Source organism: Porphyromonas gulae (genome assembly GCF_000765945.1).
Lineage (GTDB): Bacteria > Bacteroidota > Bacteroidia > Bacteroidales > Porphyromonadaceae > Porphyromonas > Porphyromonas gulae.
The window spans coordinates 97756-122727 of record NZ_JRAT01000002.1; the positions used below are offsets into that span (position 1 = coordinate 97756).

Sequence of the window (24972 nt, forward strand, 5' to 3'; positions counted from 1 at the left end):
CTAATAGAGGTTGCCCTTGTACAGGTCATTGAAATTAACCGCTTCGCTTTCTGCCTCGACTTCCGGCAGCTTGGCACGCCATTCGTCCGCTTCTTTTGTCTGTCCCTGATTCTCCAGTATCTCAACGAGCATCAGTGTCAGATTGCGCTGCTCCGGCATTTCTTCGATGGCTTCGCGCAGGAACTTCTCGGCTTCGGCTGATCGGCCATCTTTGATCATGAGCGAAGCAATACCACGGAGACCCTCTTCGTTGAAGGGATCTAAACTCAGCAATTCCTCATATGCCTGCATGGCATTTTGTGGCTTCCCTTCGAGCATAAAAATACGGGCACGAAGCATGGGCACTTGTTCTTCTTCGGCATCGAATGCTGCTACCAGATCCAGATCTTGTGAAGCTTCGTCGTAACGCTCCAAATCTATGAGCATACGTGCCCGAAGCAATCTGGCCTGAAGAAAGGATTCGTTTTTTTCGATAGCTTGTTTGAGCAGGCAAAGGGCATCTTGAGGGTTCTGCATGTCTCTCATGGCAGAGGCTCCATAGTAGAGGAAGAGGGCCTGCTCTTCGTCCTCGGATGTGGATTCAATGCCGGCGCGACAGTCTTCGAGAGCACCCGATGGATTGTTTTGTTCGAGTCTCAGCTTCGCACGGTTCAGCAAGGTCGCCGTATGTGAGGGTACCTCCTCAAGGAGTGAGTCCATCTGAGCCAATGCTTCGTTCAGCAGATGGCGCCGAACTAATACTTCCGTCAAGTAATAACGGGTCTCAAACTCGGGGCGTAGCTCCAAAGCCTTACGCAAGGCTTCCGTAGCAAAGACCAGTTCTCCCATATTCATGGCTCTGATGGCATCGAACTTGAGCGTGTCGGCTTGGCGTACGGTATGCTCCGGCTCCTCGGCGTGGTGGCTATTTTCGATATTTACCACAGTCGGTTCATTCACATCCGTATCGGAAGATACAGTTGCTTTTTCCTTTTTAGAGTCAGTGCCAAAGAGGCTTTTCAAAAATTTCATTATAGACAATCAAAAACTAAGGAGTATCTTTTTCAGGTGATTCGTCTTTGAACCATGAGGCATACATGCGGTAGTTGTGAGCAATGCGGAAATTCATTTCACGGCTCTGCTCGGGGTCGACTTTCTTGACAAAACGTGCAGGAGCACCGGCATAAATGCTGTTCGGCTCAATCTGCGTTCCCGTAAGCACTACCGAACCGGCAGCAATGATGGCTCCTTCTCCTACGACTACATGATCCAGCACTACGGCACCCATGCCGATAAGGGCATAGTCGCATATCTTGGCTCCGTGGATGACTACATTGTGCCCGACAGATACGTTGTTACCGATTTCGATAGTGGATTTTTGATAGAGCGTATGCAGGACGGAGCCATCCTGGATATTGACATTGTCACCGATCCGAATGGAATTGACATCGCCTCGCAATACGGCATTGAACCATACACTACAGCCTTTGCCCATGACCACATCGCCTACAATAGTGGCATTATCGGCGAGGAATGTATCCTCGCCGATAATAGGGGTAAAGCCCCTAACACTCTGTATTAATGCCATTTTTTGTGGTTAGATAGTACGGGTTTTTTCTTTGAGCCATGCACTTTCCTCGGCTGTCAGTTCGGGAGCGAGTGTGTTGTACACCCACTGCTGGTAGTCATTGTACCACTTCAATTCATCTGCCGTGAGTAAGCTCTTTTCGATGAGTTCGTTGTCGAAGTAGAAAGCCGTCAGCGTTTCGAATCCGAAGAATCGGCCGAATTCTGTCTCTACGTTCAACTTGGTCACTACGAGGTTTTCGATTCGGATACCGTATTTACCTGAACGATAAAGCCCCGGTTCATTGCTCGTAATCATTCCGATTTTCATTTCGGTAGGATTCTCATCCATGCGAATGTTCTGCGGCCCTTCATGGACGTTGAGGAAACAACCCACACCATGTCCCGTGCCATGAGCATAGTTCATTCCATTGTCCCAAAGGGCTTTGCGTGCCAGTACATCGATCTGACTACCGCGCGTACCCTCCAGGTACTGTGCCGTGGCAATAGCGATATGCCCTTTCATTACAAGGGTATAATCCCGTTTGAGTTCGGACGATGGTGTGCTCAGAGCGACTGTACGTGTGATGTCTGTAGTGCCGTCTTGATACTGTGCTCCGCTATCGAGGAGGAGTACTCCTTCTCGTTTGACCACGTGGGCAGATTCGGGTGTGGCGCGGTAATGAATGATAGCACCATGATCCTGATAGCCACATATCGTATCGAAACTATCTCCGAAATAGAGGGGCTGAGCAGCACGGAATGCTGTGAGCTTTTCGCCCAATACCACTTCGTCATGGTTGCGACCGGCTTCCCACTCCTGCTCCAACCACATAAAGAATCGGGTAAGGGCAACGCCATCACGTACCATAGCGGCACGAACTCCGGAAAGCTCTTGCTCGTTCTTGATGGCTTTCAATGCAGTAATTGTGCTGACGCCGTCTATTTTGCGACAAGCAGCAGGAATAAGGTCGTAAAGTGCGCGAGTAATGCGTTTCTTGTCGATAAGCAGCCTTTCTCCGGCAGGCAGTGCAGGGATATATTCATATATGGCTTCGTAGGGCATAATCTTGACTCCGCCTTCTTCCATGGCTGAGCGAACTTCCTTCGTAATCTTCTCCGAGAAAGCAAAGAGGACAGATTCTCGAGCCGATACATAACCGAAAGCAACTCCTACGGGGTTGCACTCCACATCTCTACCACGAAGATTGAATATCCAAGCCAATTCGTCCAACATGGTGATAATCGTGGCATTGGCACCTTGTGCAGCCAGTTCTTTATTGACACGTGCGATCTTGTCTTTCACGCTTTCTCCTGCATACTTCACGGGCTGCACGAAAAGCTCTCCTCGAGGGATTTCGGGACGATCTTGCCATGCTTCATCGAAAAGATCCTTATCGGTCCTTAATTTGATGCCGTATATATCCAAAGCTGATTCGGTTGCAAAGGCAGCACCTGCCGGAAAGCAACGTCCATCTATACCCACTGTTTGGCCGGCTTTCAGCTCGGCGGCAAGAAACTGTTCGATGGAGGGAGTTCCGGGGATACCTTCCTTGTAGAGGTCGATAGAGGTACCTTCGAGCTGTTGGCCTGCTTGTAGGAAGTAGCGTCCGTCCGTCCATAGGCCGGCCTTATCTGCTGTGACCACTACAGTACCGGCCGATCCGGTGAAACCGGAAATCCAACGGCGACCTTTCCAGTGCTCGGGAGTATATTCACTTAGGTGGGCATCCGAACTCGGGATGATATAAGCATCGATATGCTCATGACTCATGACTTTGCGCAAAGACGCGAGACGCTGCAAAATATCGTTTGTCATTGTTGTTTAAAAGGTTTTTGGGGAATTGTTTATTATGGGTTGATTATTTTAGTTCTGACAGGGTTGGTGCTCAGGCCGCAAGAGGTCATTGACCGTCTTGACCGGAGCAAATGTACTGATAGGTACTTCTATGAATATCGTATTCCAGTCGTCCATGGCCCCGTTCCACAGCCCCGGTCGTTCAAGGGCGAGCAGCTTACGCCCGTCTTTGCTCTTTTCGGATATGAAGGCCGTTTTGGGATTAACGAACGATTCGAGGTTGAACGGTTCCCCTTTGTAGTTGCGCAAAGAGCAAACCAAATCCACAGGATTGAAGTAGGAGCCTTGTTCGAACATGGCTCTCTTTTGGGGATCGGACATGTCGATCTGAGTACTTTCCAGTATCTGCAAGGAAGAACTGCCGTCCGCTTCGCGAATGATAAAAGGCCCCCCACCGGGTTCACCCTGATTGCGCACCATACCGCAGACACGTATCGGACGATCTAATTTGCGACGAAGCAGTTCCAAGAGGTCTTTATCCTCCATCAGGTCTATATTCGAGATTTCGATGCAGAAATTGTCCCGAAGGAAATCGACGATCTCCATCAGTTGGGCATGAACGACCTTGGGCTTTTCCAGTAGTTGGAGATAGTTGAATATATGCTCTCTGGCCTTTACCAGCACGCCGGCGATGAGCTTCTTATATATAATGGTGTCGCACTTGAGAAAGTCGGGGACTACATTGTCGATATTCTTGATGAAAACGATGTCAGCATTTGTCTCCTGAAGATTACGAATGAGTGCTCCGTGGCCACCCGGGCGGAAAAGAAGCTCTCCGTTTTCGAGGCGGAATAGCTCGCCCTCCGGAGTTAGTGCCAATGTATCGGTAGATGAATCTTGTACACTGAACGAAACTTCGTAGCGGATACAGTATTCGTCCTCCAAAAAACGCTGGCGTTTATCTATGTTGTTTTTGAATTCTTCGATGTGCTCGGGCGAAACGGTAAAATGTACCTTGACCTGTCTTGTGCCGCTGCGCTCATAGAGTGCTCCTTCGGCCAAATGCTCTTCGGTGGGAGTTCTGGCTTCTTTTCCATAGCGGTGAAAGAGGAGCAAACCTTTCGGGAGATTGCCATAGTTAAGCCCTTTGGAATAGAGCAGATTCTCCACCACAGTCTTGTATTCTTTGGAAGCTATGAGCTTGGGTACAGTGCGCCAAGCATTGCGCAGGCATGTCTCGTTAAGGGAGTCATAGAACGCAAATCGAGTAAGGTGTGCAAAGAATGCTTTCTCTGCATCCGTAGTCGGCTCATTGTAATCGGCATCGAGGAAGTTGTACAAATCCTTGAACATGCGCGAAGCGGCACCGGATGCCGGTACAAACTTGACAACGTTGCAGTTCGGACTATTCAAATATCTGTCCCATTCCAGTAGATAGGCGGATTTGTCATCCTCATCCAAACGCATGATTCCATTCTCTAATGAAGCAGGTGCAATGATATTAGGATACGGGAATCCATATCTGAGGGCTTCCACCTGACGCATTGCTTCTTCCGGTGTGATACCTTTAGATTCCAGTTGGTTCAGATCATCGTTGTTGAAGAGGGAAGTAGTCATCAAAATTTGCTTTCTATTTTCTTTACGTGTAAAGGTAGGGATATTCTCGCAAATCTTGAACGTAAAAAACAGCTCGTATATTTTCGGATAACCGTTCTCAACGTGAGTTCGATCCAAGCACAGCAGGTCAAAGAGAGCTTATGGACGATTTCGGGATCCGATCCGGACACCTCGCGAGGAGCGATGATTCAGGATACCGAACTCTTGATATGGCAGGGTCAAAACGGAGTGGAATCCTAATGACCGATCGGTTTACGCGCGAAAATTTTCCCGTTTGCTACTCCCCAAAACGTGGCGCGCAAACTTTTTGATTTTGGCGTGGCAAGCAAAAAATTTACGCGCCACAACGAAAAAATTCTCGCGCCACCTGTTTCAGGAAATACAGACCGCAGTTACGGCATTTTTGGAGCGTATTGCTAAGGCTGCGATAGATCGAAGTCGCACGTTCTCGAGCCTCCGGTGTAGCGAAATCATTCGTTTTTATGATTTGCATTGCTATTCATTGTCCAAATGGATACGACTCAATATTGCCGATAAAGTCCATGTCAGTCAAATCCCAATATCAGGATTTTCGCAAGTAGAAGAAGCAAATCGGGGAATCGGCAAGGCTCTCTAAATCGGATAAGATGGTTTTCTGTACTGACAAATCGCGATTATTCATGACTTGCGAATATGCTTTTCAGTACTTTTGTTCCGTTAATCAAAATAATCTCAAAATATTATGATCAAATTAGCGTCTGCAGCCTTGAAGGCAGATCTCCGAATACGCCAAGAGCGCGTACGTATAGCAATGGAAGAAGAAGGATATGATGCTTTGCTGGTGACAAGTAATGTCAATTTGCTTTATCTCTCCGGATCCATATATGGAGGAGCAGCCTATTTGCCGGCAGAGGGAGAACCGATCTTTTTCGTTCGTCGTCCACAAGTAATTGAGGAGGGAAATATTTGTCCCATACGTAAACTCGAAGACATTCCCGCGTTAATTCAGCATAGAGGAGGCGTTTTGCCTCGACGTATCATGCTTGAAAACGATGAATCTTCCTATAGCGATATCAAGCGCCAACGCAGTATCTTTCCGGATGCCGAATACGGTAATGCTACGGCTTTGTTGCGCCGTTTACGAATGATCAAGACACCGGGTGAAATAGAACTGTTTCGTCGGACTGCAGCCGTGCATGGTGAAGTTTATACACGTATTCCCTCTCTTTATAAGCCGGGTATGACCGATAAAGAGTTTCAGATCGCAATCGAACATTTGATGCGTAGTTATGGTTCCGAAGGTATATTCAGAACATATGGTTCTGCAATGGAAATCTATATGGGCAATGTGATCGTAGGAGATAATGCCGAGTCGCCGTCTCCTTATGATTTCGCGATGGGTGGAGGTGGCACAGATGCTTTGCCGTTGGGCGCAAACGGATCGCCCATGGAGGAAGGTATGTGCGTTATGGTGGATATGGCCGGTAACTATTCCGCATATATATCCGATATGACTCGCAGCTACGCTATCGGAAAAGTATCGGACGAAGCCCTGCGATTGCATGACCTTAGTCGGGAAATTCAGGCGAAGGTAATGGAGAGTGCCGAACCCGGGATGTCGTGTGCCGATCTATACAATCGCTCTGTGGAGATGGTGGAAGCGGCGGGAGCTTCCGATAAATTCATGGGGACGAAGCAACAAGCTAAATTTGTGGGACATGGCATAGGTCTACAGATCAATGAAATGCCTGTGCTAATGGCTCGTAGCAAAGAGGTGCTAACGCCGGGGATGGTAATAGCGTTCGAACCCAAATTCGTTCTTCCCGGTATTGGGGCCGTAGGTAATGAGAATAGTTTTCTGGTTACGGAATCCGGCGTAGAGAAACTAACGATTTGTTCTGAAGAGCTGATAGATCTATCAGCTGTCGTGAAATAATAGAACATTAAATCAATCATTTAACAGATTAACAAACAATGAAACGAATCAAACAAACTCTTAGTACGATTCTTCTTTTTATTATCGTACTCTCTCCGGCTCTATATGCCGGTCAGCCACGGGAGGTCAAGCCTGTTCGGAACGTCATTCTGATGATTCCCGATGGTACTTCTCTCTCAGCAGTTTCTCTGGCTCGTTGGTATCAGCGATACCTGAATCCCGAACGCCAGCACTTGGCTATTGATCCGTATATATGCGGCACTGTGCTGACCTATTCGTCCGATGCTCCTATTGGAGACTCTGCTCCTACTACTTCGTGCTATATGACGGGTATGCCATCTAATACGGGTTTTGTATCGACTTATCCTGTCAGTTCGGGTGATGCTGATCTGATTCCGGTGGATAAGGCTCGTGCTTATTCGCCCTTGGCTACTTTTCTGGAGGCAGCTAAAATTATGAAGGGAAAGAAAACGGGTCTTGTGGTAACTTGTCACTTCCCTCATGCTACTCCTGCCGATTGCTCTGCGCATTCTTATTCTCGTAAGAAATACGATTGGATTGCAGCGCAGATGGTACACCAAAACCTGGATGTCGTGCTCGGAGGTGGAACGCGTTTCCTCCATCCGGAGCTACAATCCGTGCTCAATAGCCGTGGCTATGGACTCTTCTTGGATGATATAAAAGGCATGCGAAGTTTCCAAGGTGATAGGATGTGGGCTTTATTCGGAGAGCGTGAGATGCCCTACGATTTGGATCGGGATACGGCCAAAATCCCTTCATTGGAAGAAATGACTCGTTTGGCTATCGACAAGCTGAACAAATCTGAAGAAGGCTTTTTCCTTATGGTGGAGGGTAGTAAAGTGGATTGGGCTGCACATGCCAACGATCCTGTGGGGATCGCTACCGAATACCTTGCTTTCGATCGCGCTTGTGCTGCAGCATTCGACTTTGCACGTCGAGATGGTGAAACAGCCGTTATCATCGTGTCGGATCATGGCAATAGTGGCGTAAGTATAGGCAAACAAAGTGTCAAAGACTATGATAAGCGTACGGCAAAAGATCTTTTCGATCAGCTCTGTCGTTTCCGTATGACAGCCGACGGACTTGCAGACCGCTTGATGAATACTCCTGTGGACAAGGTCCAGAGTCTGGTGAAGGAGGTCTGTGGTTTCGAGCTGAATGCCCAAGAGCTGGAAGCTCTTTACAACTGTCCTGACTACATCCATAGCCCTATACCCGAAGAACAGCGAAAACTGACTACGGAGTCGCTCTACAGCGGTTCGCTCAGTACTTTTATCGCATCGCTTTACACTGAACATACTTCTATCGGTTTCACCACTCGTGGACATACCGGCGAAGAAGTGCTACTGGCAGCATATCATCCGCAGGATACACGTCCGATGGGAATGGTCATAAACTATGAACTGAATGACTACCTATGCCGTCTGTTTGATTTAGGAGGCCAATTGCCCGTCCTTACTGATAAGATATTTGCTCCTCATACGGAGGTGTTCCAAGGTATGAGCTACAGTATCAAAGGCGGAGAGAAGGAAGGGGAGCTACCTGTTCTTGAAGTGAAAAAAGGTAGCCGTCGCTTACTGGTAGCACCTTTCTCCAATACAGTTATTTTCAATAAGAAAGCTGTTGATCTGTCTTCCGTAGTAGTCTATGTAGACAAGACCAATACTTTCTATTTGCCTCGTGAATTGCGTTCTTTATTCGGAGAGTAAGCCCGCTTGATGTGTGTCGGAAACGCATCGAAAGATCAGATCCGATTGTACACATCCCATGAGATGTTGTAGATGGATCCGAATGTTTTTCTCTGATAGAGATAACAAGAATAACTAAAGCGTAGATAGCCCCGAAAGTTTTTGTACAACTTTCGGGGTTTTATTTTCTTATTCGTGTCCGACGGAAAGTGTATTCTCGCTCATGTCTATTGTCTTTTTGATCTGCAATAATGATAAGACAAGGATTCAGTCCTTATTGTAAACGCTCTTGTCTGTTACTAATACGTCAAACTGACGTTACATATTGTTATCAACGACAAGGGTGAAGTCATCAACTATCAAATCACACCGGGCAATTGTGATGACAGAGAACCTCTGAAAGACGGAACATTCACCAAGAATCTTTTTGGCAAACTCATTGCCGATAGAGGCTACATTTCCCAAAACCTTTGACGAAGCGAGAGCGGTCAAGTAGTGTTGCCCCATCGGGCAGAAGCGTCTTCTCTTCATTTAGCTCTTCATAGCCACCAAGGGTAGAGATGCCGAGGTAGGTAAAGATATTCTTCCCTCTGTCTGAGAGGATAGGTTGCATATAACCCACTTGTAAGAGCATATCACGCATCGGCACTTGATGCGAGCGATAAGGCAAGCTCTGCTCTTCGTAGTCTGCCGAAAGGAAGGCATAGTTCTCTCGCTTGAGATACTTGGTGAGCGAAACGCTCACCCCAAATTGACCATTTGTAAAGAGCCTTTCGCCCTTGATAAGTGGTACGGATGCCGTGACCTCAATGCCTTTTTGTTTCGGGATGAATCGTTGTACCTCTGCGGAGATGAGTCCACAGAGGGCACAAGCGATGAGTAAACAAAACTTCTTCATAGGATTTACCATTTGAGTTTGAGGTTGTCAATCTTCTTAGCCATTAAGAGGTCTTCCTGCTCGAGGTAGAAAGAGAGCATACGTCCTCCGTTTCTTTCGTAGAGGGTAACTTCGAGTTGCTTATCCTCTGAGAGAGCGAGTTGCTCAAGAGCAAAGACGGTACGTTCACTATCTTCGGCACGCACCTGCATCACTTGATGGTATGCTCGCAAGGGTTGCAGAACTCGCTCCTGAATAGCAGTACACTTGGCAACCTTCTTATCCATCACCTTGAAAGAGAGGTCTATAGGTCAAATTGCAGGCTGTTATTTTAGGTGTAGGTTGGGCTATCATCGTCTGGCGGTCTTCCGATTGTGATAACTTTCCTTCCGATTAGGCTCGGTGGCGGCAGAAGTTTTTCCTTCCGTTTGTAACAAATGAGTGCTTTTTGCATCTTCATATATACAAGGGCATTCCTGCGGATGCCTGCCTTTACACAAGAGAACGGACTGAGTACGACGTGAATACTATCGCTTTCAAGGAGATTTTTCTTCCTATTCGCCCCTCCATTCGGGCTGTTTGCCACGCGTTTTTGCGCGACGAGGAGGAGGCTGAGGATGCCACCCAAGAGGTCTATCTGCGTTTGTGGGAAGCACGAATGCGGCTGGACGGACTGGACAATCCGAGGGCGTATGCCATCCGAATAGCTCGGAACTACTGCCTGAGCCTGATCCGAAAGGCAAGCAACAGCCCTTATCCGACTTCCTTGGAGGCTGCCGAGGTGCAGGAAGTGTCCGAGGCTCACGGTGGTGAGGCCGATCTACTGCTCTCGGAGCAAATCGGGAGGCTACGGCAGTGGTTGAGAAGTGTGTCCGAATTGCATCGGACGGTCTTTGCCATGAGCCACTTCCGGCGGCTTTCGAATGGCGAGATTGCCCGCCGGTTGGATCTGACGGAGGGCAATGTGAGGGTGATACTGTGCAGACTACGTAGAGAAGCTAAGGAGGTGATGAAAGATGATGCGTGAAGAGAGAAATAGAATCGACCGGCTACTGGAAAGTTTTTATGCCGGTACCACTTCTCCGGAGGAGGAGTTGGAGCTGTATTGTTTGCTGGAGGGATTGCCCGATCCGGCTCCCTACGATTCGGACTTGCAGCTTTTGCGAGCATTGATCGGTCTTCCTGAGCGTGAGACGGCCATGGAGGATGATTCGGATAAGGCTCTCTTGGAGAAGATAGCGAGTTGGGAGGATCGTGTCCGGCATCCTTCAAGGCGGTTATTGCTTCGGTGGGTACGCTACGGGGCTGTAGCCTGTGTGGCTTTGGCACTGGCCATAGGCGTGGCGGTGGAGCTGAATACGGTGGGGCAGCTTTCGTCCAACAGGAACGGGATCGCTCTCGATCGGGACGAAGCCGTTCGCGAAACGGCCTACGCCATGGAGCTATTGGAGTATTGTCTCGATCGCGGAGCTGATGCGGAAGGGGAGTTTGTGGAGATGCTCGGATGGGAAGAGGAAGCCTTGTACACGGAGACAGCTATGTCCGAAGAGGAATATGATAGAAACACAATAGAATAAAAAAGGAGAATAGAGATGAAAGCAAAAATGATCGTAGCCCTGATCGTGGCTGTATGTATGCTGTCCCCGATAGCCAATGCCCAGCGTATAAAAGTGGAAGAACTCAGGAAAGATAACGGCATCGAATCCGTCTATCTCTCCAAGTCGATGCTCAAAATGGCTTCGAAGTACCTGAAACGGAAGACGGATATTAGCATCAATATGTCGTTGCTGGATGGGATGTACATTTTTTCGACCGATATGAATCGCTCTTCGTCCGCGGCTCTGATTCGCAGGACCTTTTCACCGATTATGAGTGGAAGCCGTAAGGACTATGAGGAGCTGATGTCTGTACAGGATGGCAGCGAGCGAATCGGTCTCTATGCCGAGAAGAGCAAGAAGAATACGTTTCGGACACTTGTCCTGTACACGGAGGACACGGAGGAAATACGTGCACTCGTCATGGAAGGGACATTCACGCGAGAGCAGCTCAATCAAATGATTTATCCCAATGGTCGTTCGCGTTATTTCCGCAAGGAGTGGAACGTTTTGAAGCCTGACAACTCGGAGGCTATGCGAAAATATCGCAAGCAAAAGGAGAAATACTACCAAGAGTATCTCAAGGCTCAGAAAAAGCAAAATCAAGAATGGCGCAAGGAGCGGGAAAAGTTCCGCCAAGAGATGGAGAAAGCTCGCAAACAATACCGCGAAGAAATGAAAAAGGCCCGGGAAGAACTCCGAAAGGCAGGAGCAGAATCCTATCTGATTTTTCCCGATTCTACCTGGAAGATAGATATGGCCGATCTGGATTGAGCTTTTTCGTTTCAGGGAAACAAGCATCGGTGTCGGATAAATGCGTACTTTTGCCTACGGTTACAGCAGCCTGCTGAGAGCTGCAATGCCGCTTGTATCAAACTATATTAGTAAACGACCTATGAGAATAATCCTGCACTCCGACTCCCAACCTGTCCTCCATCCAAGGACTATGACTAACTATGGCCATATCTTTTGTTTATACCTGTGTCATATACCGGATTGAATGAGATATGCAGCTATGGAATGAGGCGGAATAAAGAATAGATACCGTCTCCCCAAAATATAAGGCACCCACACGGTTCGGCTACGAATCATGTGGGTGCCTCTGTTTTATAGCCCAGTGAAAAGGCCTTTTTCGGCCTTCGATTTATATAGAAATGAGTTTCGATCTATATATAAATTGAAAACGATTTATATACAAATCGAAAATGATCTATATATTTATCGAAAACGGTTTGTATATAGATCGTTATCCTATCTCTCAAAAGCCCTGTTTCGATCCGAAAAAGTCCACCTCCACACCTTTTGGCCTTCAAAATCCGCTTCTTATTAACCTCTTATTTGGAATCATTCCAAACTCATCTTGGTTGTTGAAAACTTTTTTGGCGCGTGTTTTTAGTGCAAGTGTTACGCTAAGGAGAAGGTAGTTTCTTTATTTATCATCAGAGTCGAGAACAGGCTATTCGGCTACTTGGATTTCTCTTTTTTATCATCGGTGCCATATTTTGCCCTTTTTAGGCCGAATATCCCCTTCAAGGCTATTGAGGTAGTGAGAGGTCATCGAAAATTTTTAGAAGCCTTCTGAGCCATGTTTTTTAAGCCACTTAATTTGTTGATACCGCCATTTTGTCAGTTTAGAGGATCCATCTTTATTGCGTTACATTTGTGCAGTCACAAATGGGGATAAATTACACTTCGAAACTCGTTTTCAGTTTACAATCTTGATTCGGTCAGGATGTAATCAAATTGAACCGATCTTAATATACATGTGTATTGCAGCGATTTACACTTGAAAACAAACCGAGCAATACAGCTTTATACACCTTTATATTAAATGTATAATACAATAGTTATCAGGTTATTATATTATATTATATGAAGTATTTATATCGAAATAGAGTGGGGGAGTGGCGTTGTTGATTCGTAATGGCCTTATAAGTTCTAATGTGATATATTATATTACTTATAACCAATATATTATAGGATAAATCTAAACTGATGGTAGATGTTGATAACTCCAAGCTTATTGACAATCCAAGTGTAATCGCACAAATGTGTGATACATTTGTAATTAGTTTGGGTTGTACATTGCTGTTGTCCCGTTTGTGGATGTAAATTCGAATTTGTAAATTTGCTTCTGTGGATATGATTTGCTCAAAAAGGTGACAAAAAAACAGTATTATGATCGATGCAGATGCAATTAAGATGCGTATTCTTTCCATGATGGAGCAGTTGGGAATGACTCCTTCTGCTTTCGCTGATCAAGCCGGAATTTCCCGTTCCGCTCTGACGCACATTACCTCCGGCAGAAATAAAGTGACCTTGGACATGATCAACAAGATCGTGCAGGGATTCGATGAATGGAGTGCGGAGTGGATTATCTTTGGCAAAGGGCCTCAACAATCGGATAAAATGCCTTTTGAGAATGATCTTTTCTCTTATTCTTCCATGCCGGAGCAGGAGTTGCATACAAGGACTAAAGATAATTCCGGCATACAGAGCTCATCGGGCAGACCGGAGCCGGAAATCAAGATCGTTCAAATGCCTGCGAAGCAAATCGAGAGAATTACGGTTTTCTATTCGGATGGCAGCTATCAAGAGTTTCGCTCAAACAAAGAGTAAGCCTCTCTTTTTTCGTAATTTTGCACTCGAATACTGCAACTCGGTTTCTCGATGAAATACAACCATAAACTGCGTGTAGCAGCCAATACGAAGCTAAACGACAGCTATTTCCTTCTTACACTTGTACCGGAGCATAATGAAGCCCGATTATCTCTGCCGGAAATAAAGCCCGGACAGTTTGTTCAGGTACTGACTGATGCCCAAGGGGCTTTTTTGCGTCGGCCTATCTCTGTTTGTGATGTCGATTACGAACGGCAGGAACTATTGCTTCTGGTTCAAAAAGCAGGCAAGGGCACACATGCTTTAGCTTTATTGCAAGTATCCGATTCGTTGGATCTTTTATATCCGCTTGGACAGGGCTTTACGCTTAACGATCAGCCGGATGGAGAGTACCGTCCTCTTCTCGTGGGTGGCGGTGTAGGCACGGCTCCTATGCTCTATTTGGCCCGTTGTATCAGAGAGATGGGGATCGTGCCGGATGTTCTGCTTGGTGCGCGTTCTGCCGATCTGATCGTTATGCAGGACAGATTTTCCCGCTTTGCCAACCTGCATTGCACCACAGAGGACGGTTCGTTGGGGGTGAAGGGCTTTGTCACGAACCACCCGACCCTTCGGGATGCTGATTTTTCTCATATATATGTGTGTGGCCCGAAAGCCATGATGGTGGCGGTGGCATCCCTGGCACGCCAACGAAATATCCCTTGCGAAGTCTCTCTGGAAAATACGATGGCTTGTGGTATCGGGGCATGTTTGTGTTGTGTGGAAAATACAAAAGAAGGCAATCTTTGCGTCTGTACGGAAGGACCGGTCTTCAATACAGATAGATTACAATGGTTCGAACAGAAGTAGAAATCGGTAGGGGATTAACTATTAAAAATCCCGTAATGACTGCCAGCGGCACCTATGGCTATGGTACCGAATACAAAGATTTTATCGATATAGACCGGTTAGGTGCCATAGTTGTCAAAGGAACCACGCTCCATCATCGGGAAGGGAATGCGTATCCACGCATGGCCGAGACTGCATCGGGGATGCTGAACGCCGTGGGCTTGCAAAATAAGGGTGTTCACTACTTTGTAGAGCATATATATCCGGTTGTCAAGGATTATCGGACGGAGATGATCGTCAATGTAAGTGGCTCCACCTTGGACGATTATGCAGAGACTTCCCGAATAATAAATGAGCTGGAGCATATCCGGGCTATAGAATTGAATATATCTTGTCCCAATGTCAAGCAGGGAGGTATGGCTTATGGCGTTACCTGCGAGGGGGCGGCGTCCGTCGTTAAAGCTGTGCGCCGAGCTTATGACAAGACATTGATCGTAAAACTTTCTCCCAATGTGACTGACATCACAGAGATAGCTCGTGTCGTAGAGGCTGAGGGTGCCGATGCCATTTCGATGGTCAATACGTTTCTTGGTATGGCTATCGATGCGGAAAAACGCCGTCCCATCCTTTCGACCATTACAGGAGGCCTTTCCGGGCCATGTATCAAGCCCATTGCCCTACGTATGGTATGGCAAACCGCCAAGGTGGTACAAGTGCCTATAATCGGTATGGGAGGGATCGCATCTGCGGCTGATGCCATCGAGTTTTTATTGGCCGGAGCCACGGCTGTGCAGGTGGGCTGCTACAACTTCGTAGATCCTGCTGCAGCTTCTCATATAGTCGATGGCATAGAGGATTATCTCCGAAGGCATGGAATCAGTGATGTAAAAGAGCTGATCGGCTCACTCGTAATTGAACATAATTAGAAGGCGTGCAAGGCAATCAATAAAAAACGATAATCTTAATTATGTTTACTTATGTATGTGCTTATCCTTTGAATGAACTCTTTATGAAACAGCTAATCCCCGACTGATGCTTAGCCATAAGCCTCGGCTCTACTGTTATTTTTGCAACTCCCAAATTGGCACTATCTTTGGTGCGCAATTATATCAACCGAAATAAGTTGATACATACAGATTTGTCACGAAAAGAGAAGGAAATAGAATTCTCAACAAAATAAAAAACAGAAAAAACCATGAATAAAGCGATTTCGGCTGAAAAGTTGTCCGCCTTGTTTAAGGACGGTATGACTATCATGGTGGGTGGCTTTTTAGCGAATGGTACCCCCGAAAGGATTATCGACGAACTAGTAAAGAGCGGTGTCAAGGATCTCACCCTTATTGCGAATGACACGTCCTATCCGGATCGTGGTTGCGGTCGGCTCATTGCAAACCATCAGGTGAAGAAGTTGATAGCTTCTCACATCGGTACGAACCCCATGACCGGTGATCAAATGAATACAGGCGAGTTGATAATCGAATTTAGTCCTCAGGGCACTCTTGCAGAGAGAGTACGAGCAGGAGGAGCCGGCTTGGGAGGAGTATTGACTCCTACAGGGCTTGGGACTGTAATCGAAGAAGGCAAACAGAAGATCAAGATTGATGGCGAGGTTTTTTTGCTCGAAAAACCTATCCGTGCTGACTTTGCCTTTATTAAAGGAAGCGTTGGCGATGAATTCGGGAATCTCATCTATAAAGGTACAACACAGAACTTCCAGCCGCTGATGGCTATGGCAGCAGACTGTGTAGTAGCAGAAATTGAAGAAATCCGCCCTACCGGACAGATCCCCATGGAACAAATCCACACCAGTGGCATATTCGTGGATTATATCCTTCAATAAGCAGTAATCTCTGCTCACAGACCAATCAACTACTCACAATAACTCCAATACGACTATGACAAAGACATCAATGATCCGTCTTCGGATGAGTGCACATGATGCTCATTACGGAGGTAACTTAGTAGATGGGGCTCGCATGCTCCAGCTCTTCGGAGACGTTGCCACAGAACTCCTTATCATGCAAGACGGTGATGAAGGCCTCTTCTGTGCTTATGACAATGTGGAATTTTTGGCTCCGGTATTTGCAGGAGACTATATAGAGGCTGTAGGCGAAATCACTCATGTGGGAAATACCAGTCGAAAGATGAAATTCGAAGCCCGTAAGGTGATTCGTCCTCGTACTGATATTTCGGATTCGGCAGCAGATGTACTTGACGAACCTATAGTGGTATGCCGTGCTACGGGCACTTGTGTGGTACCGGCTAATTGCCAGCGCAACAAATAAGTAAAACCATTATACCGACTGTAATTATGGAAAAATTGATCATTACGGCAGCCATCTGCGGTGCAGAGGTTCTGAAAGAGCATAATCCGGCCGTTCCCTATACGGTAGAAGAGTGTGTACGTGAAGCCAAATCGGCCTATGATGCAGGTGCCAGCATCATTCATCTCCATGTGAGATACGATGATGGTACCCCTACTCAAGATAAAAATCGCTTCAAAGAAGTCATGGATGCCATCAAGGCAGTATGTCCCGATGTAATCATCCAGCCTTCGACGGGAGGTGCTGTGGGCATGACGAATGATGAACGTCTGCAACCGACAGAGCTTTCTCCCGAAATGGCTACTTTGGATTGTGGCACCCTTAACTTCGGCGGTGATGAAGTGTTCACCAATACGGAAAATACGATCAAATATTTCGGGGAGAAAATGATCGAGCGTGGTATCAAACCCGAACTCGAAGTCTTCGACAAGAGTATGATCGACATGGCTCTTCGTCTTCACCGCAAAGGTTATATCCAATCCCCTATGCACTTCGACTTCGTAATGGGTGTAAATGGCGGTATCAGCGGAGAAATGCGTGATTTCGTTTTCCTTCGCGAAAGTATCCCCGCAGATGCCACATATACTGTAGCAGGTGTGGGACGCTATGAATTTCCCCTCGCAGCACTGGCTATCATTGATGGAGGACATGTGCGTGTAGGTTTCGAAGACAATGTATATATATCCAAAGGAGTTTTGGCTCGCTCTAATGGAGAATTGGTAGAAAAAGTGGTACGTATGGCCAAGGAAATGGGTCGTGAGATAGCCACTCCGGCAGAAGCCCGTCGGATATTGGGGCTTAGCAAATAAAGGCTCTAAAACTCACAAAATTCACTCAATACGTTTCGACAATGCAAAAGAAAGGAAACAAATACGGCACACACCGTGTATTAGCCCCTCAGGGCGTTCTACCCCAGCCCGCTGAAAAAGTGGACAACAACATGGATGAAATCTACGACAATGAGATTCTCATCGATGTTAAGACTTTGAATATAGACTCTGCAAGTTTCACGCAGATTCATGAACAGGCCGGTGGAGATAAGGCCAAAATCGCCGAAATCATGCTTGGCATTGTAGCCAAACAAGGTAAACATCGCAACCCTGTAACAGGCTCAGGCGGGATGCTTCTCGGTGTAGTTGAAAAGATCGGCGATGCTCTCAAAGACAAAATCGACTTGAAGGTAGGCGATAAGATTGCCACGCTCGTGTCGCTTTCTCTAACGCCGCTCCGCATCGACAAAATCAAGGAAATTCGTCCGGATGTAGATCAAGTGGACATCGAAGGAAAGGCTATTCTCTTCGAAAGCGGTATCTATGCGAAGATTCCTAACGATTTGCCTGAAAAGTTGGCTCTGTCGGCTCTTGATGTGGCAGGTGCTCCTGCTCAGACAGCCAAATTGGTGAAGCCGGGAGATACGGTACTTATTATCGGCGCAGGTGGCAAGAGCGGTATGCTCTGCTGCTACGAAGCCAAGAAACGTGCCGGTGTAACCGGTAAGGTAATCGGTCTTTGCCACTCACAGAAGAGTACGGATCGCTTGAAAGCTCTCGGTTTCTGTGATCATGTATTCTCTGCCGATGCAACGAAGCCGGTACCCGTAATGGAAGAGATCGAAAAGCTTACGAACGGAGAGATGTGTGATGTTACGATCAACAACGTAAACATCACCGATACGGAAATGACGAGCATCCTCTGTACGAAGAATGATGGTATCGTCTATTTCTTCTCTATGGCTACAAGCTTCACCAAAGCCGCTTTGGGGGCTGAGGGCGTAGGCAGTGACGTGACTATGATCGTTGGTAATGGCTATACCAAGGGTCATGCCGAAATCACACTGCAGGAGCTTCGGGAATGTGAGGCTTTGCGTAAAGTTTTCACAGAATTGTACGCTTAATTCGTAAGAAATAAGCTGCTACGGAGAGATGATAAGCCGGTTCGGAATCATTGTCTCCGTAGTATTCTTTTTTAGATAATCAGCCAAAGCTCACAATAACCATGGCAGAAAGTCGTAGAAAGTATTATTTCCCTGATGTCACCGATGAGCAATGGAACGACTGGCATTGGCAGGTCCTCAATCGAATTGAGACGCTCGACCAGCTGAAAAAGTACGTTACACTCACCGCTGAAGAAGAAGAGGGAGTAAAAGAATCGCTCAAAGTGCTCCGAATGGCTATCACACCTTATTATTTGAGTTTGATAGACCCCGAGAATCCTAATTGTCCGATTCGTAAACAAGCTATTCCTACTCATCAGGAATTGGTACGTGCTCCTGAAGATCAGGTAGACCCACTTAGTGAAGATGAAGATTCGCCCGTACCCGGACTGACTCATCGTTATCCGGATCGTGTATTGTTCCTTATCACGGACAAATGCTCGATGTACTGTCGTCATTGTACTCGCCGTCGCTTCGCAGGACAGAAAGATGCTTCTTCTCCTTCTGAGCGTATCGATCGATGCATTGACTATATAGCCAATACACCGACAGTCCGCGATGTTTTGCTATCGGGAGGCGATGCCCTCCTTGTCAGCGACGATCGCTTGGAATACATATTGAAGCGTCTGCGCGAAATACCTCATGTGGAGATCGTTCGTATAGGAAGCCGTACGCCGGTAGTCCTTCCTCAGCGCATAACGCCTCAATTGGTGGATATGCTCAAAAAGTATCATCCCGTGTGGCTGAACACCCACTTCAACCACCCGAATGAGATTACGGAAGAAGCTGTAGAGGCTTGTGAAAGAATGGCCAATGCAGGTATTCCGTTGGGTAACCAAACGGTTTTATTGCGTGGAATCAATGATTGTACGCATGTGATGAAGAGATTGGTGCATTTGCTTGTAAAGATGCGTGTGCGTCCTTACTATATCTATGTATGCGATCTCTCGCTTGGTATAGGTCATTTCCGCACACCGGTATCCAAAGGCATCGAGATTATCGAGAACCTGCGTGGACACACCTCGGGCTATGCTGTCCCCACCTTTGTGGTAGACGCTCCGGGGGGTGGTGGTAAGATACCTGTAATGCCGAACTATGTTGTATCTCAGTCCCCACGACATGTGGTTCTTCGCAACTATGAAGGTGTTATCACGACCTATACGGAACCGGAGAATTATCATGAGGAGTGTGATTGTGAGGACTGTCGAGCCGGTAAGCATAAAGAGGGTGTAGCCGCACTTTCCGGAGGCCAGCAGTTGGCTATCGAGCCTTCCGACTTAGCTCGCAAAAAACGCAAGTTCGATAAGAACTAATTGATTGAAAATAAGCTCCCTCCCCTTTGCAAAGCCATTGGGGAGAGAGCTTGCTTAAAGAGAGAAAGAGAGAAAAAAATTGCCTTTTGTAGAAAAGATCATGCAGAGCCGGAGCATATCCATTTTCGGAATGGAGAAGAACACCGGCAAAACGGAAACGCTCAACTATATCATCAGGCGACTCGATGCCTATCGGCATAGGGTTGCCCTTACTTCTATAGGCATAGATGGAGAAAAGAGTGACCAGGTAACTCAGACAGCCAAGCCGGAAATAGTGGTGCCTAAAGGGATGATATTCGTTACCTCCGAGTTGCATTATCTACAGAAAGAACTGATTGCAGAGATTATTGATGTCAGCGAAGATCGGACTGCATTGGGACGGCTCATCACGGCCTGCTCTTTGGAACCCGGTAAGATATTGCTCTCAGGGCCTTCCACGACGGGTGGGTTAAGAAAAATGATAACTACCCTATCGAATTCCGGAGTGCAAACTACTATTGTAGATGGAGCTCTTTCTCGCAAGTGTCTGGCATCTCCTGTCGTTACCGATGCTATGATTTTAGCTACCGGAGCTGCTTTGTCCATCAATATACCTCAGTTGGTCCGTAAAACGGCTGCCGTGTATCGATTGATCTCTTTACCTACAGTGGAAGTCGAATTGGCAGAGAGATTAGACCCCATCGAACAAGGCATATGGGGGATAGATGAGTCGGGCAACGTTCACGACTTGGGGATTCGTTCGGCACTGATGCTGAATGCATCTAACAGAAATGACCTGACTCGCTTCGGCAACAGAATTTATGTATCCGGAGCCGTTAGTGATAACTTATTGGAACAGCTTCGCCTCTCTGATGATAAAATCTGTCTCATTATCAGAGATTTTACACGTATGTTTGCTTTGCCGGAAGCAGTAGATCGTTTTCTACAGAGCAAACATGAGATCAAATCTCTGTATGGAGGTAAGCTATTGGCCGTGACAATCAATCCGGTAGCACCCAGCGGGTACAAGCTGAAATCCGAAGTGCTGCGCAGAGAAATGGAAAAAGCTCTCGGTATTCCGGTCTACGATGTAAGAGGGCTAAATTCGCTTGAATGCTGATGAAACTACGGGAACAGATAAGCAGTATCAGCGGTCTCCGCTATGTGATAGATGAGTTGTGCATACTCTCATCTGTGGGGTGGCGTTGTCTGATGGAGCAAGAGTTCCTGACCGAGGCTTCCGATATTGAAGAGCTTCTTTCTCGTGTAGAAATAGCCATCTCATACCAAGCAGACCAACGAAAAGAAAGAGGTCTGGATGAGATCGCACACAAATTAATGCAGCTGCGTGACATCCAAGGAACGATATATTCTCTTTCAGACCACGTAGTTTGCACGGATATTGATTTTTTCGAGATCAAATTCTTGGCAATTTTAAGTGAAGATATTCGGGATTTGATCCGTTTTTACAAGTTAGATGATCTCACCTCTCCCCTACCCGATTTGTCGCATATTGTTTCCGTTTTGGATCCGGAGGAAAAGAAAATTCCTCATTTCTATATATATGATGCATATTCGGAGACATTGAGAGAGTTGAGAGACAAGCTCAAAAAGGAAACAAACGAAGACGCCAAGATCGAAATTCGCAATGAAAGTTTGCAAGAAGAAGACATCGTCCGAAAGCAACTTTCTCGCCAGCTGTCTCCTTATGCTGCTGGATTGGCTACAGCTCTGGAATTGTTGGGAGCGATAGACCTGTTATTAGCAAAGGTCAAGCTATTCCTTCAGCTTGGATGGAGCAAACCGGTTTCCGGTCATAGTGTTACGAACTATACGGGACTGGTACATCCACATGTTCTTAGCCTCCTGGAAGAAAAAGGAGAAAAATTCCAGCCGGTAGATATAGCCCTACCCTCTCTGCCAACCTTAATTACCGGTGCTAACATGGCAGGAAAAAGTGTGCTGCTGCAAGGAGTCGCATTAGCTCAGATCCTCTATCAATATGGCTTTTATGTGCCGGCACAAAAGGCAGAGATATGCCCTGTGGAAAAAGTGATGCTTTCGCTTGGAGATGCACAAGATATTAGACAGGGGCTTTCCTCTTTCGGGGCGGAAATGATGTGTCTTTCGTCCATTGCCGATGAGGCCGGACAGGGAAAGCAACTACTCGTTTTAGTCGATGAACCTGCAAGGACAACGAATCCTGTAGAAGGACAAGCCATTGTCAGTGGGTTATTGGCTATATTGAGCAGGTATAAGATCCGATCTCTCGTCACTACACATTATGGCAGTATAGACATTCCATGTCGCCGCTTGAAAGTGCGTGGTTTTAGAGAAGACAAAGTGAACCTGCCTCTACAAGTAAACTCCCTCACCAAATGTGTGGACTATACGCTCGAAGAAGTGAGCGGAAACGATGTCCCACACGAAGCAATACGCATAGCAGAGATCCTTGGGGTTAATGAGGCTCTCATGACAGAATGTAAACAGTTTTTGAACAACACGAAATAGCATAAAGCAAGAATACATATCATAAGTATGCAAAAAAGTAAAGTCGGAATTGATTTCTCCAAGGTAGAATATGCCAGAAGCATTGCCGGAGAAATAGCCGGTAACGTACAGACATTCGTCGAACAATACACGACTGTAGCCGTGGAACGCACCCTCTGTCGCCTAATCGGGGTTGATGGAGTGGATGGCAATGCTGTTCCACTACCCAATGTATTGGTCGACCATCTGAAAGACCGGAATGTTTTGGGGCATGGTGCTCTGTTCTTTTTAGCAAATGGAATAGTTGCTACAGGGAAATCTCCTCAGGAAATTGCCGAAGGTGTGGCTGTCGGCGAAATAGATCTTACCTCTTATCCCTTCTGTCCTGCCAACGTCATTGCAGACACATTGGCACCGCTCATAACAGCAGGGATGCAAAAAATAGCTGCCAACAGAAAGAGAAGAGAGGACTATATCGAGACTCTCGGAGAAGGGACAAGACCTTATCTATACGTTATTGTTGCTACCGGCAATATATATGAAGACGTCGTTCAAGCACAAGCAGCTGCTCGCCAAGGAGCCGATATTATTGCCGTAATACGTACTACGGGACAGAGTTTGCTCGACTATGTCCCTTACGGAGCTACGACAGAAGGATTCGGGGGAACTTTTGCTACACAGGAAAACTTCCGTATCATGCGAAAAGCCTTGGATGAGGTTGGAGAAGAGGTCGGTCGGTACATCAGGCTCTGCAACTATTGTTCGGGTCTTTGCATGCCGGAAATAGCCGTAATGGGAGCACTCGAAGGCTTGGACGTAATGCTCAATGATGCTCTCTATGGAATTCTTTTCCGAGACATCAATATGCAACGTACTCTGGTGGATCAGTACATGAGTCGTGTCATCAACGGATTTGCCGGTGTTATCATCAATACTGGCGAGGATAACTATCTGACCACAGCTGATGCCGTAGAAGAAGCACATACCGTACTTGCCTCGGATTTGATCAATGAGCAGCTGGCTCTTACAGCCGGATTGCCTTCAGAACAGATGGGGCTTGGACATGCATTTGAAATGGATCCCATGCTCGAAAATGGATTCCTTTTCGAGTTGGCCCAAGCACAAATGACCAGAGAAATTTTCCCCAAAGCTCCGCTTAAATACATGCCTCCTACGAAGTTCATGACCGGCAACATTTTCCGTGGTCATTTGCAGGATGCCCTTTTCAATATAATCGGTGTGTGGACCTCTCAGGGTATCCAGCTGCTCGGTATGCCTACCGAAGCTATCCATACTCCTTTTATGAGCGACCGCTATCTTTCGATCGAAAATGCCAAATATATTTTCTCCAATATGAAGAATATCGGATCGGAGGTTGAGTTCAAGGAGGGTGGTATCGTACAGAGCCGAGCACGTGAAGTGCTTGACAAGACCGTCAATTTGCTTGAAAGATTGAAGGAAGAAGGTCTCTTCTCTGCTTTGGAAAAAGGTATTTTTGGTGATGTAAAACGCCCGATGAACGGAGGAAAGGGTTTAAGCGGTGTTGCCAAGAAGGAAGCACACTACTACAACCCGACAATCGAGCTGATGAAAAACTTTAATATGAGTGGTAAGTTATGAGCGGTGGACTATATTCGACAGAAGGAAGAGATTTCGATCAGACATTAGATCTATCGCGCATCAAGCCCTATGGCGATACGATGAATGACGGTAAAGTGCAGCTTAGTTTTACCTTACCTGTTCCGGCTGGAGATGAAGCCATCGAAGCAGCCAAGCAGCTCATCAAGAAAATGGGGATGCAGAATCCTCAAGTAGTATTCTTCCGCGAACTGACAGAAGGTTTTACTTTTTTCAACTGTTATGGAAGCTGCGAACATACAGTAGACTATAGCTCTATCTATGTTCCGAAAGTAGAATCTACGAAATGGGATATGGCTGAAACAGACGACTTTATCCGTGATAATATCGGCCGAAAGATAGTAGTGGTTGGAGCCAGTACAGGCACTGATGCCCATACGGTAGGCATTGATGCCATCATGAATATGAAAGGCTTTGCCGGTCATTATGGTTTGGAACGCTACGAAATGATCGAAGCATACAATCTTGGCAGTCAGGTTCCGAATGAAGAGTTTATTGCCAAGGGAATCGAGCTCAATGCTGATGCTCTTTTGGTATCTCAAACAGTAACACAGAAAGATGTGCATATCAAGAATCTGATAGAGCTGGTCGAACTCATGGAGGCAGAAGGTCTGAGAGATAAGATGATCTTGGCCTGTGGAGGGCCTCGTATCACTTATGAATTGGCCAAAGAGCTTGGCTATGATGCAGGATTCGGTGCCAATACATATGCGGATGATGTTGCTTCATTCATCGCTCAGGAGTTTCATAAGAGAATGAATAACAAATAGAAATCGATAAAATATTTTTCAT

Annotated in this window: 22 protein-coding genes and 3 pseudogenes; 19 read left to right on the forward strand and 6 right to left on the reverse strand. The window is 46.6% G+C overall.

The annotated features are described in order from the left end of the window. Genes HQ49_RS00690 through HQ49_RS00705 form a run of 4 tightly spaced genes read right to left on the reverse strand, consistent with a single transcriptional unit; the run spans nucleotide 1 to nucleotide 4960 of the window. Nucleotides 1-1011, reverse strand: coding sequence for a tetratricopeptide repeat protein (locus tag HQ49_RS00690; protein WP_235290015.1), 1011 nt, complete (start codon nucleotides 1009-1011; stop codon nucleotides 1-3). Nucleotides 1012-1027: 16 nt separating this feature from the next. Continuing rightward, nucleotides 1028-1567 carry a gamma carbonic anhydrase family protein gene (locus tag HQ49_RS00695; RefSeq protein WP_039417857.1) on the reverse strand — a complete coding sequence of 180 codons (540 nt, stop codon included), beginning with the start codon at nucleotides 1565-1567 and terminating at the stop codon, nucleotides 1028-1030. A 9-nt stretch (nucleotides 1568-1576) separates the two neighbouring features. Continuing rightward, entirely contained in the window at nucleotides 1577-3364 is a 1788-nt protein-coding gene (locus HQ49_RS00700) for an aminopeptidase P family protein (RefSeq protein WP_039417858.1), read from the reverse strand. Between the two features lie 48 nt (nucleotides 3365-3412). Further along, nucleotides 3413-4960, reverse strand: coding sequence for a DUF4301 family protein (locus tag HQ49_RS00705; RefSeq protein ID WP_039417962.1), 1548 nt, complete (start codon nucleotides 4958-4960; stop codon nucleotides 3413-3415). Nucleotides 4961-5273: 313 nt separating this feature from the next. Between HQ49_RS00705 and HQ49_RS11915 the strand changes: the two genes are divergently transcribed. From HQ49_RS11915 to HQ49_RS10440, 4 genes and pseudogenes are all read left to right on the forward strand, one after another. After that, nucleotides 5274-5576, forward strand: coding sequence for a DUF1661 domain-containing protein (locus tag HQ49_RS11915; protein ID WP_039417859.1), 303 nt, complete (start codon nucleotides 5274-5276; stop codon nucleotides 5574-5576). 105 nt (nucleotides 5577-5681) lie between these two features. Next, on the forward strand, nucleotides 5682-6875 hold the full coding sequence (locus HQ49_RS00715) for a M24 family metallopeptidase (protein ID WP_039417860.1): 1194 nt from the start codon (nucleotides 5682-5684) through the stop codon (nucleotides 6873-6875). A 38-nt stretch (nucleotides 6876-6913) separates the two neighbouring features. After that, nucleotides 6914-8605 (forward strand): alkaline phosphatase, encoded by a 1692-nt coding sequence (locus tag HQ49_RS00720; RefSeq protein WP_018964642.1) that lies wholly within the window; start codon nucleotides 6914-6916, stop codon nucleotides 8603-8605. Between the two features lie 297 nt (nucleotides 8606-8902). Continuing rightward, nucleotides 8903-9055, forward strand: a pseudogene (locus tag HQ49_RS10440) (transposase); the annotation flags it as partial. On the opposite strand, the pseudogene HQ49_RS00725 reads toward HQ49_RS10440, so the two are convergent. Together HQ49_RS00725 and HQ49_RS00730 are read right to left on the reverse strand one after the other, a co-directional pair. Beyond that, a pseudogene (locus HQ49_RS00725) lies at nucleotides 9051-9482 on the reverse strand (conjugal transfer protein TraO); the annotation flags it as partial. The pseudogenes HQ49_RS10440 and HQ49_RS00725 overlap by 5 nt on opposite strands. A gap of 5 nt (nucleotides 9483-9487) precedes the next feature. Further along, a pseudogene (locus tag HQ49_RS00730) lies at nucleotides 9488-9763 on the reverse strand (DUF4138 domain-containing protein); the annotation flags it as partial. Nucleotides 9764-9909: 146 nt separating this feature from the next. Here HQ49_RS00730 and HQ49_RS00735 point away from each other — a divergent pair. The 15 genes from HQ49_RS00735 (at nucleotide 9910) to kamE (ending at nucleotide 24950) form a co-directional block, all read left to right on the forward strand. Continuing rightward, nucleotides 9910-10488 carry an RNA polymerase sigma factor gene (locus HQ49_RS00735; protein ID WP_230623859.1) on the forward strand — a complete coding sequence of 193 codons (579 nt, stop codon included), beginning with the start codon at nucleotides 9910-9912 and terminating at the stop codon, nucleotides 10486-10488. Beyond that, nucleotides 10478-11038 carry a hypothetical protein gene (locus HQ49_RS00740; RefSeq protein ID WP_039417862.1) on the forward strand — a complete coding sequence of 187 codons (561 nt, stop codon included), beginning with the start codon at nucleotides 10478-10480 and terminating at the stop codon, nucleotides 11036-11038. The genes HQ49_RS00735 and HQ49_RS00740 overlap by 11 nt, the downstream gene beginning before the upstream one ends. A gap of 15 nt (nucleotides 11039-11053) precedes the next feature. Continuing rightward, the gene (locus HQ49_RS00745; protein ID WP_018964637.1) at nucleotides 11054-11830 is read left to right on the forward strand and encodes a DUF4252 domain-containing protein; all 777 of its coding nucleotides are present in this window, start codon (nucleotides 11054-11056) and stop codon (nucleotides 11828-11830) included. 1404 nt (nucleotides 11831-13234) lie between these two features. Continuing rightward, nucleotides 13235-13675, forward strand: coding sequence for a helix-turn-helix domain-containing protein (locus HQ49_RS00750; RefSeq protein WP_018964636.1), 441 nt, complete (start codon nucleotides 13235-13237; stop codon nucleotides 13673-13675). Between the two features lie 51 nt (nucleotides 13676-13726). Continuing rightward, the gene (locus HQ49_RS00755) at nucleotides 13727-14524 is read left to right on the forward strand and encodes a dihydroorotate dehydrogenase electron transfer subunit (protein ID WP_039417864.1); all 798 of its coding nucleotides are present in this window, start codon (nucleotides 13727-13729) and stop codon (nucleotides 14522-14524) included. After that, nucleotides 14506-15429 carry a dihydroorotate dehydrogenase gene (locus HQ49_RS00760; RefSeq protein ID WP_039417865.1) on the forward strand — a complete coding sequence of 308 codons (924 nt, stop codon included), beginning with the start codon at nucleotides 14506-14508 and terminating at the stop codon, nucleotides 15427-15429. The genes HQ49_RS00755 and HQ49_RS00760 overlap by 19 nt, the downstream gene beginning before the upstream one ends. 269 nt (nucleotides 15430-15698) lie before the next feature. Next, nucleotides 15699-16343, forward strand: coding sequence for a CoA transferase subunit A (locus HQ49_RS00765; protein WP_039417866.1), 645 nt, complete (start codon nucleotides 15699-15701; stop codon nucleotides 16341-16343). A 55-nt stretch (nucleotides 16344-16398) separates the two neighbouring features. Further along, the gene (kal, locus tag HQ49_RS00770; protein WP_033317114.1) at nucleotides 16399-16788 is read left to right on the forward strand and encodes a 3-aminobutyryl-CoA ammonia lyase; all 390 of its coding nucleotides are present in this window, start codon (nucleotides 16399-16401) and stop codon (nucleotides 16786-16788) included. 26 nt (nucleotides 16789-16814) lie between these two features. Continuing rightward, nucleotides 16815-17636 (forward strand): 3-keto-5-aminohexanoate cleavage enzyme, encoded by an 822-nt coding sequence (gene kce, locus HQ49_RS00775; protein ID WP_039417867.1) that lies wholly within the window; start codon nucleotides 16815-16817, stop codon nucleotides 17634-17636. Between the two features lie 41 nt (nucleotides 17637-17677). Continuing rightward, nucleotides 17678-18721: an L-erythro-3,5-diaminohexanoate dehydrogenase gene (gene kdd, locus HQ49_RS00780; RefSeq protein ID WP_004584457.1), complete on the forward strand. Its 1044-nt coding sequence runs from the start codon at nucleotides 17678-17680 to the stop codon at nucleotides 18719-18721. A gap of 101 nt (nucleotides 18722-18822) precedes the next feature. Further along, nucleotides 18823-20073, forward strand: coding sequence for a lysine 2,3-aminomutase (gene kamA / locus HQ49_RS00785; protein ID WP_018964630.1), 1251 nt, complete (start codon nucleotides 18823-18825; stop codon nucleotides 20071-20073). A gap of 79 nt (nucleotides 20074-20152) precedes the next feature. Next, the gene (gene kamB, locus HQ49_RS00790) at nucleotides 20153-21172 is read left to right on the forward strand and encodes a lysine 5,6-aminomutase reactivase subunit KamB (RefSeq protein WP_449421053.1); all 1020 of its coding nucleotides are present in this window, start codon (nucleotides 20153-20155) and stop codon (nucleotides 21170-21172) included. Further along, on the forward strand, nucleotides 21172-22563 hold the full coding sequence (kamC, locus tag HQ49_RS00795) for a lysine 5,6-aminomutase reactivase ATPase KamC (RefSeq protein ID WP_039417969.1): 1392 nt from the start codon (nucleotides 21172-21174) through the stop codon (nucleotides 22561-22563). Before kamB ends, kamC begins: the two co-directional genes overlap by 1 nt. Nucleotides 22564-22590: 27 nt before the next feature. Continuing rightward, a complete protein-coding gene (kamD, locus tag HQ49_RS00800) occupies nucleotides 22591-24162 on the forward strand; it encodes a lysine 5,6-aminomutase subunit alpha (RefSeq protein ID WP_039417868.1) in 1572 nt (523 codons plus the stop codon). Then, nucleotides 24159-24950 carry a lysine 5,6-aminomutase subunit beta gene (kamE, locus tag HQ49_RS00805; protein WP_039417869.1) on the forward strand — a complete coding sequence of 264 codons (792 nt, stop codon included), beginning with the start codon at nucleotides 24159-24161 and terminating at the stop codon, nucleotides 24948-24950. The genes kamD and kamE overlap by 4 nt, the downstream gene beginning before the upstream one ends. Nucleotides 24951-24972: the final 22 nt, after the last annotated feature.